This is a genomic window from uncultured Abyssibacter sp., from assembly GCF_964000955.1.
In the GTDB taxonomy this organism is placed as follows: Bacteria; Pseudomonadota; Gammaproteobacteria; order Nevskiales; family OUC007; genus Abyssibacter.
On sequence record NZ_CAXFCL010000316.1, the window covers coordinates 1 to 13,301 of the forward strand.

Here is a 13,301-nt window from a genome sequence, read left to right on the forward strand (position 1 = left end):
ATTGCAAAGAGCAGATAAGAGCTGGCCCCAGCTAAAAGCACTGGGGCCAAGGTTTTACTTTTGTTGAATTCGGTGATTTTTCTATTAACGTGGTATCGGGTTTAATTGGCTGTTAGTCAACTTGGATTATTTTGGTAATGGCGGAGTAAGTTACATTTAACCACTCCGACACATCGTCCCACGTTGACGCGGAGGCTGGTGCGGCGGAGAAAATAAATGCTGCGGCAACAAACGCGCTAAGCACTTTGGTATTTTTCTTCAATTCAGTTCTCCCAAGTAAAAAGGTCTGCGACGGAGGTCGCTTTGGAAAGCTATCATCAATGATCAGCTTTCTCAAGAATCTCGTTCATTGGCGCTTTACTTGCTCTAGAGTGTTTGCGTGCTCCTAAGTCGTAGTGCCGTATTTCGCCGGTTGGAGTCTAATGGGCGCAGGTGCGGAGTGGCTCAGTCCGCTGTACGCGCGTTCCTCCACTTTTACGACTCTGGATGGGTGTCTCTACTTCTCAAAGTTTGTGCCCCGTAAAGCGTTCGTTGAACCTCCACATCAAGGCGTTCACGTCTCGACTATGTGGGTGGGGAAGGGGGCGGCCTAACGAAATGGCCGAGGGTGTGGTCGTCGGGCCCTAGACTAGTCGGTCAACTCGGATTTCGGTCTGATACTTTGTGGCTGTGATTTTTAAGGTCTGTTAACGGAATCCCCGTCAGCTCGGCCAGCCGCGCCGCGCCGTCACGCACCGCCTGATCCGATTCGAAGCCGCCTCCGACCTTGAGTCGACGACCGTCGCTGGTGTTGACGAACAGGTCGTACCAGACTGTGACCTTGGTGCCGGACTGCATGCTGCCGGCGCGTGACCAGCTGAAGTGGGTGACCGTCTCGCGTGAGACCTGACGGGTGCGGATCGGCAGGTTGAAGCAGAAGAGACGGGTGGCGACGACGGACTTGTCGAACAGCACGATGCGGCGCTGTCCCCACCAGACCAGGCCGGCCGCGATCATCATCAACCCGAACAGGGCGAAGACCGTCGCCATGATCCAGGGAATCCATTCGAACAGGCTGCCGCCGGGCGCCCCCTCCACCGCGACCAGGAACCCGGCTCCGCCCAGCGAGACGAGGCCGAAGACGATCATCGCCAGTGCCCCCTTCCAGCCGCGACCGGATTTGAAGTCCAGGGTCACGCGATCGCCGGACCGGAAGATGTTCATCAGCCGTTCCAGCGCGGCGAAATGGCCACGGTTGTCGATGCGCGTCTGACGCCCGGCAAGACGGTTGTTGGCGTCCCCCGCGAACGCCGGGATGTCGTACTGCCGAACGAGATCCGCGCCGGGCTGACGGATCTCCAGGCGCAGCAACCAGTCGTGGTACTCCCGGGCCCGGGGTTCCGAGACCGGCAGTCCTTCCGGCACCTCGAAGTGGAACCACAGTTGCTGCTCGCCCGGTTGCATCGCTTGCAGCGACAGGCTGTGTGTCCACACCGGTCGCATCGTGTTGTGGCGATTGCCCCGCCGGTGATGCCGGCAGGTCAGCGTGACGGTGATGCGGTGATCCCGCTCCAGCGGCTTGCGCAGTTCGAAGTAACCGGCGATGTCGCCGCCGACGGCGCCTGGCCAGGGGTCCAGCACCGCGTTGATCTCGCCGAAGCGGCGCCAGGCGTTCAGCTCGCGCAGCGCGAGCGCCCAGAGTCCCAGGCCGACCACATCGAACAGCAGGACGGCGAGGATCGGCCAGTTGCCCTTGCCCAGTTCATCCGGGATGGCCAGCGTCGCCGGCGCCGCCAGCCCCAGTACGACGACACCGAAGCCGAATGCCCAGAGGTGGTTCCGGTTCGCGCCGCTGGCGATCGTCGAGCTGCGCCAACGCTTGTCACGCGTCCACCAGTTCCTCTCCTCCATTCCCCGCCCCTTGCTTCAGTGTTGGCTGCGATCCCGTCTACAGCATGCCGCTCCCCAGACCGGCCGCCATCGCCGCTCCGAGATCATGACAATCATCGACGAACGAGGCCTGAAACTCGCCGCGACAGATCAGAGGCTCGGCCACCGCCTTCCAGCGCAGGCCGGTGACGATGCGCTCGACGCCGGCCACGGTGCCGGTGCCGTCATTGCCGGCGCGGACCACCAGGGCGTAGGGCAGGCCTTGCTTGTGATCCAGCGTCGGGTAGTAGTTGCGATCAAAGAAGTCCTTCATCGCTCCGCTCATGTAGGCGAGATTTTCCGGCGTCAGCAGCAGGATGCCGTCGGCCTCCAGTACGTGTTCCGGTTGGGTCTCGAACGGCGACTGGCTGACCACGCGTACCTGATCCTCGCCGCCGGCCTTGGCGCCGGTGCGCAGCGCGGCCAGCAGCCGCCGAAGATTCGGCGAGACGGCGTGGGCGATGATCAGAAGTGTCTTCATGCGTATGGATCTGTGTTGTCAGCCGATGGGCGCTGCGTCCCCGCCGGGTTCCTGGCTGGGCGTCCATGCGATACTCGCCACCATGGCATCGAATATGCAATTCGTGCCGACACTCATTGCCTGCCTCCGTCCCTGGACGCCGAGGCCATCTCACATTGGAGCCCAGATGCGAATCATCATTGTATCGATGCTCGCCGCCCTGCTTGCTGCCTGCGGCCAGTCATCCACCGAACCCGCCGAGCAGGCCGCCGCGAAGGCGGAGCCCGGCCAGACCGAAACCGACCGGATCAACGCCTGGTTCGAGGAGAAGTTCGAAGAGGAACTTCAGTACAGCCCCATCCAGATGACCTTTCTCGGTCGCAAGGATCGCTACGGGGAGCTCGGCGATTTCTCCGAGGCTGGTGCTCGCAAGCAGCTGGACTGGCGCAAGGCCGCAACCGAGGAGATGACGTCGACCTTCGACTACGACGCGCTCAGCGACGAGGCGAAGATGTCCTACGACATCTGGGCCTACGAGACCCAGCAGGCCGAGGCCGGCTGGAAGTACCGCTACAACGGGTATCCGTTCAACCAGATGCAGGGCATGCACACGTTCCTGCCGACCTTCCTGATCAGCTTTCACAAGGTCGACGATGCCGCCGACATGGAAGCCTACATCTCGCGTGTCAACGAATTGCCGGCCGCGTTTGGCGAGCTGATCAAGTTCGCCAAGGCATCTGCCGAGAAGGGCATCCGTCCGCCCAAGTTCGCGCACGAGGCGGTCATCAAGGAATCGAAGAAGCTCATCGCCGGGGCGCCGTTCGATGATGGCGAGGACTCCTCGATCTGGGCCGACATGCAGTCCGAGATCGACACGCTGGCCGAAAAGGGCGAGGTCGACGAGGAGCAGGCCAAGCAGCTCAAGGCCGACGCCGAAAAGGCGCTGCTGGAGAGCTTCAAGCCCGCCTACGATGCCGTGATCGCCTGGGTCGAGTCCGACCTGCCCAACGCGGGGGAGAATCCGTCCGGTGTCGGCTCCACCCAGCCGAACGGGGAGGAGTTCTACAAGTACCGGTTGTGGACGCAGACCACGACCGACATGACGGCGGACGAGATTCACCAGATCGGTCTGGACGAAGTGGAACGCCTGCGCGGCGAGATGATCGCCCTCAAGGAGCGCGTGGAGTTCGACGGGGATCTGGACGCCTTCTTCGAGTTCCTGAACGAGGATTCCCAGTTCCGGTTCCCGAACACCGACGAAGGGCGACAGATGTACATCGCCGAGGCGACCGCCGCGATCGATAACATCAAGCAGCACCTGCCCGACTACTTCGGGCGTCTGCCCAAGGCGGATCTGGTGGTCAAGCGCGTGGAGCCGTTCCGTGAGCAGGACGGCGCGGCGCAGCACTACTTCCCGGGCACGCCGGACGGTTCGCGGCCCGGCACCTACTACGCCCATCTGTCCGACATGGATGCCATGCCGATACCGGAGCTGGAGGTGATCGCCTATCACGAGGGGATTCCCGGGCATCACATGCAGATCTCGATCGCGCAGGAGCTGAAGGACGTCCCGATGTTCCGCACGCAGACCGGCTTCACCGCCTATGTCGAGGGCTGGGCGCTGTACTCGGAATGGCTCGCCAAGGAGATGCCGGGCACCTACGAGAACCCGTATTCGGAGTTCGGGCAGCTGTCATCGGAGATCTGGCGCGCCATCCGTCTGGTCGTGGACACCGGCATGCACGCCAAGGGCTGGACCGAGGAACAGGCGGTCGAGTATTTCGACAACAACTCGCCGGTGCCGCTGACGTCCATCAAGTCGGAAATCCAGCGTTATCTGGTGATTCCGGGGCAGGCCACGTCCTACAAGATCGGCATGCTCAAGATTCAGGAGCTGCGCCGTGAAGCCGAGGCGGAACTGGGTGATGCGTTTGACATCAAGGGTTTCCACGACACCGTGCTGGGCGGCGGTGCGCTGCCGCTGGAGTTGCTGGAGCGGCGTGTGAACATGTGGATCGAAAGCCAGAAGGCGGCGGCAGCCGGCTGACCGCTGTCGATCGGATCAAGAGCCCCCGGTGATCTCGGTCACCGGGGGCTTTTTTCGCGTGCCGGTTCGGTGCGCCGAACACGGGTGGCCATCGATTCCGGGCAGCGATGGCATAATCTCGCGACTTCTCTACCAACCTGCCCATTCATGTCGCATCCGATTTTCAAAGACCAGCTCCGGTCCCTGGACAACCAAGCCCTTGCCAGCACGCTCGATTGTCTGGCCGAAACCTGCAAGGACATCAGCCAGCAGCTCAAGCGCGGCGAGCTTGCCGGCATCCTCGGCGCGGCGGGCAACGAGAACGTGCAGGGTGAGGAGCAGAAGAAGCTGGACGTGATCGCCAACGACCTGATCAAGCAGGCGCTGGCGGGCTGTGATGCGGTACGGGGTCTTGCCTCGGAAGAGGAAGATGACGTGGTCGGCCTGTCCGAGGCGCCGGGTCTGCTGGTGACCTTCGATCCGCTGGACGGCTCATCCAACATCGACATCAATTCGATGGTCGGTACCATCTTCTCGATTCTCCCCAGCGATACCACCGGTCCGGTCACGGAGGCCGAGTTCCTGAAGCCCGGGCGTGAGCAGGTCGCGGCCGGTTACGTGCTCTACGGTCCGTCGACCATGCTCGCGGTGACCACCGGTGATGGTGTGGAGATGTACACGCTGGATCCGGTCAGCGGTGATTTCATGCTGACCCGCGAAGCGCATATCCCGCAGACCGCGAAGGAATTCGCGATCAACATGAGCAACCAGCGCTTCTGGGCATCATCGGTGCAGGATTACATCGCCGAACTGTTGCAGGGGGCCGAAGGGCCGCGTGGCAAGAACTACAACATGCGCTGGGTCGCGGCGATGGTCGCCGACGTGCACCGCGTGCTGTGCCGCGGCGGGGTGTTCATGTACCCCTGGGATGCCCGTGATCCGAACAAGCCCGGCAAGCTGCGGCTGATGTACGAGGCCAACCCCATGGCCTTTCTGGTGGAACAGGCAGGCGGCCAGTGCTGCACGCCGGAGGGTCCGATTCTCGACCTCCAGCCTGAGGAGATTCACCAACGCGTGCCGGTGATTCTCGGTGCAGCGGAGGAAGTGACGCGCTGCGTGTCCATGCACGCCGACGTGGCCGCCTGATCGTCAGTCGTCACTGCTGGTGAGATGCGCGGTCGGCGATCCCAGCGCCGGCCGTGTCACCCGGCGGACCAGCTTGGTGAGGCCGGATTCGGCGTCCGCGACCTGGGTCTCGGCGTCGCGGACGGCGCTTTCCCAGGCCGGCGCGAAACCCGGCGCCCGTTCCAGCAGCAGGTGCACCGCGCGGTCGTAAACCTGCAACAGCCGCGCTTCCGCCTTGCCGGGTTTCTGCTGCAGGGTGGCGATGGAGACCCGCAGGTTCTCGTTCTTCTCGCGTAGCGAATCCAGTTCCGCGTTCAGCGTGTCGTTGCCGGCGGCGGTGATCTTGAGCTGCTGGCCCAGGTGCTTGTTCAGATCCGCAAGTTCACCATTCAGGCGCTTGATGTTGCGTTTCTGTTCACGTCGCTGGACATGCCCGGAACGCCAGATCATCACGCAGAGCACCAGCCCGGCGATCAGTCCCCAGGTGAACGGGTGGGAGAGGATGTCGAGCAGAAAATCCCGCATGGCGGCCCGCCTTGTTCGCGTCGAGTGGCTGTCACATCAGACTGAAGCAGGGCGGGCCGGTTCAACAACCCATGTTGTCGATCGATGCGCTCAGGGGTCGACCGCGAGCGCGTCCGGGGTGCTGATGCCCAGTTGCGACAGCATGAACGTGTACTCCAGCGCCACTTCCTCGAACTTGCGGTAGCGACCGGACTTGCCGCCGTGGCCGGCGTCCATGTTCATGTGCAGCAGCAGCCAGTTGTCGTCGGTCTTGCGGTGACGCAGGCGGGCGACCCACTTGGCCGGCTCGAAGTACTGGACCTGGGAATCCCACAGGCCGCCGGTCACCAGCATCGCCGGGTAGTCCTGCTCGGCCACGTTGTCGTAGGGCGAGTAGGCCAGCATGGTGTCGTAGTGGGGCTGGTGCTTGGGGTTGCCCCACTCGTCGAATTCGTTGGTGGTCAGCGGGATGCTCTCGTCCAGCATGGTGGTGACCACGTCGACGAAGGGCACGTCGGCGATGATGCCGCGGTACAGGTCCGGCCGCATGTTCGCGACCGCGCCGACCAGCAGTCCGCCCGCGCTGCCGCCGGCCGCGAAGACCTTGTCCTTGGCGCCGTAGCCGGCCTCGACCAGATGTTCGGTCACGTCGATGAAATCGGTGAACGTGTTCATCTTGTTGCCGAGCTTGCCGTCTTCGTACCAGTGGCGCCCCATCTCCTGACCGCCGCGGATATGCGCCATCGCGAACACGAATCCGCGATCCAGCAGCGACAGCCGAGAGACCGACAGGTACGGCGTCAGCGAATGCCCGTAGGAGCCGTAGCCGTAGACAAGCAGCGGATTCTTGCCGGGCTGACGCAGGTTCTTGCGGTAGACGATGGAGACCGGCACCTCGGTGCCATCGCGCGCGGTGGCGCGGATGTATTCGGAGGTGTAGGCGTCCGGGTCGAAATCGCCTTCCACCGGCTGTACCTTGAGCACGCGTTTTTCACCGGTCGCCATGTTGTAGTCGATGGTCGTGGTCGGCGTGGTCAGCGTGTCGATGTCGTAGCGCATCCACGGCCAGTCGTACTCGGCCGAGCCGATCAGGCTGGCCGCATAGGTCGGCTCGCTGGCGTCGATGGTGACCGCTTCGCCACCGTCCCAGGGCATGACGCGAATCTTGCGCAGGCCGTCGCGGCGTTCGTTGACGGCCAGGTAGTCCTTGAATACCTCGAAGGATTCGATCAGCACGGTGTCGCTGGTGGGGATCAGTTCCTTCCAGGTGGACTTGTCGGCGCTGGTTTCGGGCGCCACGCTCATCAGGCGGAAGTTCTTGGCCTGCCAGTTGGTCAGGATGATGAACCGTCCGTCGTGGTCGGCGACCTCGTATTCGTGATCGTCCTCGCGCGGGAGTACCGGGCGGAAGGTCAGTGTCGGATCGTCGGCGCGTGCGTAGCGGTATTCGGTCTGCTGGGTGCTGTACAGGCCGATGTACAGGAACTCGTTCGACTTCCCGCGGCCGATGCCCATGTAGTAGCTGTCGTCCGGCTCCTCGTAGATCAGCTTGTCCTCGCCGGTGGACCCCAGTACGTGTTCACGCACGCGCTTGCCCAGCAGCGTGGTGGGGTCCTTCTCCACGTACAGCACCGACTGGTTGCCGTCGGTCCAGACCAGATTCGCGTTGATGTTCTCGACCGCGTCGTCCAGCCACTCGCCGGTCTCCAGGTTCTTCACCCGCAGCACGTACTGACGCCGGCCCACGGTGTCCTCGGCGACCGCCATCAGGCGGTTGTCCGGGCTGATGACGTAGGTGCCCAGGGCGTAGAAGTCGGCGCTCTCGGCGCGCTGGTTCTGGTCGATCAGGATTTCTTCCGGTGCATCCATCGACCCCTTGCGCCGCGCCATGATCGCGTAGTCCCGGCCGGGCTCGAAGCGCGAGTAGTACCAATAGCCGTTCTCGTAGGTCGGCGGGCTGGCGTCATCGCTTTTCAGGCGGCCGACGATTTCCTGGTAGAGCGTTTCACGCAGTTCGGAATAGGGCGCGAGCTTGGCTTCGGTATAGGCGTTCTCGGCCTCCAGGTGGGCCAGCATCTCCGGGTCCTCGCGACTGTCGTCGCGCAACCAGTAATACGGGTCGATGCGATCACCCTGCGGGGATTCGACGGTGTAAGGGCGGCGGTCAGCGATCGGAGGCATGAGGGAGGTGGATTGTTCTGGCGAATGCGGCGTGCTCGCACAACCGGCCAGCGTGGCCGCGAAAGCACCGAGGAATGCGAGCGAAGTCAGCTTCATGGTGTTGGATACCCGAATAAACAAGTGACCCGGCATCGCCGTCACGACGTCAGGGGCAAATCATCAGGATGCGGCAGATCGCTCCAGGGTCGCGGCCGGCGTCACCGGAATTCACCGGATCGTCACCGATTGGCCGTCATACTGTAGCGCGATAACAACGCGCCGCTGGCGCCAGAACGCGGTCCATCAAACCGCGCCCCTTCTCAAGGAGCCAAGCATGACTGAATTCACCGCTGCCGACATCGGGTCGTCGGTGCCGCGCCGGGGTACGCGATTCAGCCGCTGGCTGGGGCGACGGATTCTCGCCGCGCTGGGACTGAAGATCACCGGCCATCTGCCGGACCATCCGAAGATGATGGTCATCGGCGCGCCGCATACCTCGAACTGGGATGGCGTCATGGCCATCGGCATGGCGTTGGCGCTTTCGATCGACGTGCGGGTGGTCGCCAAGCAGTCGCTGTTCCGCTGGCCCTTCGCGGGGCTGCTGCGCTGGATGGGCGTGATCGGTATCGATCGGACGGCACCGGGTGGTGTCGTGGGCGAGCTCACCGCGCTGTATCAGTCGGCCGATCAGCTTTACGTGTGCATGTCGCCCGAGGGGACCCGGGCTGGCGCGGATAGCTGGAAGACCGGATTTCACCGCATCGCGCTCGCGGCCGGTGTGCCTGTGCTGGTGCTGGTGTTCGATTGGGGGCGCGGCTGCATTCACATCGCGGATTGCTTCGAGCCAGGGCCGGACGTGCAGCAGGATCTGACCCGTATCCTGGGGCACATGCGCGGCGTGCAGCCACGGATTCCGGTCCGGCTGTCCAGGCCGATTCGCGAGCTATCGGATCAGCCGGTGGCGTCCGATGTCGATCTCGCAGCCTGAACAGGGTCACTGATTTCAGCGGGTGCCCCGGGTAGTCTGAGCGCCTCTTTGAGGTGAATGGGCACGACGCGGGCATGGGGAATCAGCACAACACGCCGGAGCGCTGGCGCCGGGTCTCCGCGCTGTTCGACGCCGCCTGGGAGTTGCCGGCCGCATCGCGTGAGTCCTATGTGCGCGAGCAGGTCGGTGACGACACCGAACTGCTGGACGAGGTGCTGCTGCTGCTCGCCGAGGCTGGCGAGTCGGATGCCGACGACACCCGGTTCCTGACCGGTGCGGCGTCCCGGGAAACGCCTGTTTATCAGCCTCTGGTTCCGGGGAGCCGCGTCGATGTCTGGGAAGTCCGTTCGCTGCTTGGACGCGGCGGCATGGGCGAGGTCTACGAGGTGCAGCGGGCCGATGGCGCCTATCAGCAACGCGCCGCCCTGAAGCTGGTCAGCCTGCAGTCGCCCGCCGCGATCTTGCGGTTCCACGCCGAGCGCCGGATTCTGGCCGATCTCCAGCATCCGGGCATTGCCGGCATCATCGATGGCGGCAGCACGGACGATGGGCGGCCGTACATGGTGATGGAGTTCGTGGAGGGCGAGCCGATCACCGCCTACTGCGAGCGTCGGCGCCTGGGCCTGAAGGATCGGCTGGCGCTGTTCCTGGATGCCTGTGATGCGCTGGCGCATGCTCACGGCCGGCTGGTCGTGCACCGGGACATCAAGCCCGGCAACCTGTTCGTGACCGGCGACGGGCGCGTCAAGCTGCTGGATTTCGGCATCGCCAAGGTGCTCAGCGCCGCCGTCGACGATCAGACGCGCACCCAGCTTGTGCTCACGCCGGTTTACGCGGCACCCGAGCAGCTTGCCAATCGTCCCGTGGGCACCGCGACTGACATCTACTCGATGGGCGCGCTGCTGTTCCATCTGCTGAGTGGGCGGCCTCCGGTTGATGCGGACACGACGTCGATGTCTGCGCTGGTCAGCCAGGTGCTGGATGCGGACTTTCCCGCCGCCTCGCTGGTTGCGTCGACGCGGCGGGATGCGCCGGTGTCAGGTACCCAGCTGGCCGGTGATCTCGACGCCATTCTCGCCCGTTGTCTGCGGCGCGATCCCGATGCCCGTTACGCCAGCATCGACGCGTTGGCCGACGACATCCGCGCCTTTCGGGATCATCGACCGGTTAGCGCGCGGGCGGGCAGTCGCGCCTACCGGACCCGCCAGTTCTTCCGGCGCTATGCCTGGCAGTCGGTCGCGGTGGCGACGCTGTTTCTGGTGTTGCTGACCGGAATCCTGACCAGCCTCTGGTTCGCTGCGCAGGCGCGCGATGCGCTGAATGAATCCCGAGTGGCGCGGGAGCAGGCGGAAACCGCGCTGGCCAGCGCGCGGCGGGCCGCGGCATCCGCCGCCAATCGCGCGCAGCAGAAAACCCAGTTGACCGAAGCCTTCGTGCGCGTGCTTGGCAAGGCGCAGTCCGAGGAGCCGGGCGGGGAGGAGGTGCGCGCGTTTCTGGAGGCACGCCGGCAGGATGCGCTGCGGGCACAGGCCGAGGGATCGAAGGATGCGGAGGCCTTGCTGATCGCGCTGGGTGAGGTCTACGTGCAGCGTGGCGAACCCGGCACCGTGGTCGAGATGCTCACGCCGTTGCTGGAACGTTCCGACGTCTCTCCGCGGAACCGCGCCGCCGCCAATGCGCTAGTCGGGTCCGCGTATCTCAATCAGGGCGAGCTGGAGTCCGCGATCGCGCCGCTGGAAGCGTCCATTGCCTACTACCGGGACGAGCCTGGTTTCGAGCCCGAATACGTGAAGATGATCAGCTTGCTGGCCCATGCCAGACGCGATCCCGAAGCGCGGCGGGCCGCGAACGAGGTGATGCTGAGGTTTCTGGGCAAGGAGAATCCCGTGTCACCCTACGACGGTCGGTTGAAGGGGTTTCTGTGGTCCGAGCTGGGCTTCAACTACCTGCGCTTGAGTGAACTGGAACAGGCCGAGCACGCCATGGCGCAGGCGAAATTGTTCTACCAGGCCGCCGATGGCCCGGCCGCGTCGGATCTCGGCATCATCCTGACCAATCTCGGGGGCATCCGATATCGGCTCGGCAAGCTGGAGGAGGCCGTCGAGACGTTCCGTGAATCCGCGGACTACATCCGAACGACGGCGGGTCCGGGGATGAACCTGGCCAATGCGCAGCGCTTTCTCGCGAGCATGCTGATCAAGCTGGACCGGGCCGACGAATCCCTGATGTTGCTGGACGAGGTCAAGGCTCAGGTCGAAGCGGCCGGACTGGAAACCGGCGCGCTGTACTTCGTCGCCGCCAACACGCGGACACGTGCCTTGCTCACCGACGGTCAGATGGCGGCCGCGGAAGCCCATGCTCACGACGTGATCAGGAGTATCGAGTCCGTTCGGCCGGATGACGCGGCCAATGTCGGTTCGGCCCATTACGAACTGGCGAATGTGCTGGCGGCGACCGACCGCGCGGATGAAGCGCTGGACGTGCTCACGCGGTCCGACACGATCTTCCAGGCGCTGGGTGAGCGGCGTGATCAAGCGATGGCCAGGAACAACAAACTGCGCGCCAGCCTGGAAGCGCCGGTTGCTCAGGCCGAGGCGTCGTCGAGCAAGCCGATAGTCAACGACACCAGCGCCAGCCAGTAGGTCGTGAGGATGACGTAGCGGGCGGCGTCGAATGGCATCAGAAAACGGTCGACGGCGATCAGACTGTCGCTGCATGCGAACAGCAGCGCGCCGCCGGCGATGGCCACCTGCCGCGTCATGGAGCCCTGCACGCACAGCGCCCGCCAGATCATCAGGCTGATCACCGCGATATAGACGAGCACCGGTACGGTCAGCGCGCCCAGCTTTGGCCAGAGCACCCACAGGAACAGTGCGGCATAGACGCCGACCGCGATGGCCGGCCACCAGCGTGTGTGGTTGGGCGGGGTCAGGAAGGCCAGGATGAACAGCACGTGGGCGATCAGAAACGCCGACAGCCCCAGCGCAAACCAGGGGATGCCCAGGTCCGGCGCGAGGTAACGCCCCTCCAGAATCAGATCGCCCAACGCGCAACAAAGCAGCGCCGCCGTTCCGATACCGCGCAGGCGGCCGGTCGCCCGGATCGCGATGGTTGCGGCGAGCACCAGCGCCGGGATCGGCTTGATCAGCAGCACCAGCATCGGCAGTTCACGGAAGACCGCGCCCAGGCACAGCAGGGCGGCGCCCAGGACGATGCCCAACGCCCGGACCGGAAGATTTCGCATGGATTGGCTCCCCAATATTCGGGTCACACGATAACCCGCCGTCAGGTATTCGCCGACGGTTCGCTGGCCCGCATCGGGCAGGCCCGCTATCGTCGCTGTCCGGGGCGACACCACCCGACCGACAAGGACGACGCAGCACCATGACACGTTTCATCGCGGGCATTCTGGGCATCGGTCTGCTTTTCAGCGGCCTCGTGCGGGCCGAAGAGCGCAGCCTGATCGATCTCTACACCCATCTGCACACCCACCCGGAGCTGTCGTTTCACGAGGCCGAGACGGCCGCGACGGTGGCCGGTGAACTGGAGGCGCTGGGCTTTGAGGTGACGACCGATGTTGGCGGTCACGGGCTGGTCGGCGTGCTGAAGAACGGCGACGGACCGACCGTGTTGCTGCGCACCGATCTGGATGCGCTGCCGGTGAAGGAACAGACCGGCAAGGCTTACGCCAGCACCGTGACCACCACCGATGATGACGGCAACACGGTGCCGGTGATGCATGCCTGCGGGCACGACGTGCACATGACGGTGTTCATCGGGACGGCGCGCAAGCTCGTTGCGGCGAAAGACCAGTGGGCGGGCACGCTGGTGATGATCGGTCAGCCGGCGGAGGAGCGGGGCGCCGGGGCGCGGGCGATGCTCGCCGACGGGCTGTTCGAGCGCTTTCCGCGCCCAGACTACAACCTCGCGCTGCATGTCAGCGCCGGCCTGCCGGCGGGCACCGTCGGCTACACCGAGGGTTACGCGCTGGCCAGTGTCGATTCCGTCGACATCACCGTTCACGGGGTGGGTGGTCATGGCGCCTATCCGCATACGACCAAGGACCCGGTGATGCTGTCGGCCCAGATCATCACCGCGTTGCAGACACTGGTGGCGCGCGTGATCCCGCC

At 64.3% G+C, this 13,301-nt stretch carries 10 protein-coding genes; 5 read left to right on the plus strand and 5 right to left on the minus strand.

All coding sequences use genetic code 11. The annotated features are described in order from the left end of the window. Positions 1-636 precede the first annotated feature (636 nt). Positions 637-1,890, minus strand: a complete 1,254-nt coding sequence (locus ABNS06_RS15100) for a hypothetical protein (protein WP_348675422.1) — start codon at positions 1,888-1,890, stop codon at positions 637-639. A 37-nt stretch (positions 1,891-1,927) separates the two neighbouring features. Continuing rightward, the gene (locus ABNS06_RS15105; protein WP_348675423.1) at positions 1,928-2,389 is read right to left on the minus strand and encodes an NAD(P)H-dependent oxidoreductase; all 462 of its coding nucleotides are present in this window, start codon (positions 2,387-2,389) and stop codon (positions 1,928-1,930) included. A gap of 166 nt (positions 2,390-2,555) precedes the next feature. Between ABNS06_RS15105 and ABNS06_RS15110 the strand changes: the two genes are divergently transcribed. Together ABNS06_RS15110 and ABNS06_RS15115 are read left to right on the plus strand one after the other, a co-directional pair. After that, positions 2,556-4,415 carry a DUF885 domain-containing protein gene (locus tag ABNS06_RS15110; protein WP_348675424.1) on the plus strand — a complete coding sequence of 620 codons (1,860 nt, stop codon included), beginning with the start codon at positions 2,556-2,558 and terminating at the stop codon, positions 4,413-4,415. A gap of 147 nt (positions 4,416-4,562) precedes the next feature. After that, positions 4,563-5,540 carry a class 1 fructose-bisphosphatase gene (locus tag ABNS06_RS15115; RefSeq protein WP_348675425.1) on the plus strand — a complete coding sequence of 326 codons (978 nt, stop codon included), beginning with the start codon at positions 4,563-4,565 and terminating at the stop codon, positions 5,538-5,540. A 3-nt stretch (positions 5,541-5,543) separates the two neighbouring features. Here the strand turns inward: ABNS06_RS15115 and ABNS06_RS15120 are convergent, their stop codons facing one another. Both ABNS06_RS15120 and ABNS06_RS15125 read right to left on the minus strand, forming a co-directional pair. Next, entirely contained in the window at positions 5,544-6,044 is a 501-nt protein-coding gene (locus ABNS06_RS15120; protein ID WP_348675426.1) for a hypothetical protein, read from the minus strand. Positions 6,045-6,134: 90 nt separating this feature from the next. Continuing rightward, entirely contained in the window at positions 6,135-8,300 is a 2,166-nt protein-coding gene (locus tag ABNS06_RS15125) for a S9 family peptidase (protein WP_348675427.1), read from the minus strand. 217 nt (positions 8,301-8,517) lie between these two features. On the opposite strand from ABNS06_RS15125, the gene ABNS06_RS15130 reads away from it, so the two are divergent. Then, complete coding sequence (locus tag ABNS06_RS15130) at positions 8,518-9,171, plus strand: 1-acyl-sn-glycerol-3-phosphate acyltransferase (protein WP_348675428.1); 654 nt, start codon at positions 8,518-8,520, stop codon at positions 9,169-9,171. A gap of 53 nt (positions 9,172-9,224) precedes the next feature. Further along, positions 9,225-11,813, plus strand: a complete 2,589-nt coding sequence (locus ABNS06_RS15135) for a serine/threonine-protein kinase (protein WP_348675429.1) — start codon at positions 9,225-9,227, stop codon at positions 11,811-11,813. On the opposite strand, the gene ABNS06_RS15140 is transcribed toward ABNS06_RS15135, so the two are convergent. Continuing rightward, complete coding sequence (locus tag ABNS06_RS15140) at positions 11,756-12,415, minus strand: lysoplasmalogenase (RefSeq protein ID WP_348675431.1); 660 nt, start codon at positions 12,413-12,415, stop codon at positions 11,756-11,758. The two genes, ABNS06_RS15135 and ABNS06_RS15140, sit on opposite strands and share 58 nt — an antisense overlap. 140 nt (positions 12,416-12,555) lie before the next feature. Between ABNS06_RS15140 and ABNS06_RS15145 the strand changes: the two genes are divergently transcribed. Next, positions 12,556-13,301 (plus strand): amidohydrolase (locus tag ABNS06_RS15145; RefSeq protein WP_348675432.1); only part of this gene is annotated, 746 nt, incomplete at its 3' end.

Bases quoted from the DNA above. Each gene is read 5' to 3' on its own strand.
- ABNS06_RS15140 (WP_348675431.1), bottom strand. From the start codon at position 12,415: ATGCGAAATCTTCCGGTCCGGGCGTTGGGCATCGTCCTGGGCGCCGCC.
- ABNS06_RS15105 (WP_348675423.1), bottom strand. From the start codon at position 2,389: ATGAAGACACTTCTGATCATCGCCCACGCCGTCTCGCCGAATCTTCGG.
- ABNS06_RS15120 (WP_348675426.1), bottom strand. From the start codon at position 6,044: ATGCGGGATTTTCTGCTCGACATCCTCTCCCACCCGTTCACCTGGGGA.
- ABNS06_RS15130 (WP_348675428.1), top strand. From the start codon at position 8,518: ATGACTGAATTCACCGCTGCCGACATCGGGTCGTCGGTGCCGCGCCGG.
- ABNS06_RS15110 (WP_348675424.1), top strand. From the start codon at position 2,556: ATGCGAATCATCATTGTATCGATGCTCGCCGCCCTGCTTGCTGCCTGC.
- ABNS06_RS15100 (WP_348675422.1), bottom strand. From the start codon at position 1,890: ATGGAGGAGAGGAACTGGTGGACGCGTGACAAGCGTTGGCGCAGCTCG.
- ABNS06_RS15115 (WP_348675425.1), top strand. From the start codon at position 4,563: ATGTCGCATCCGATTTTCAAAGACCAGCTCCGGTCCCTGGACAACCAA.
- ABNS06_RS15125 (WP_348675427.1), bottom strand. From the start codon at position 8,300: ATGAAGCTGACTTCGCTCGCATTCCTCGGTGCTTTCGCGGCCACGCTG.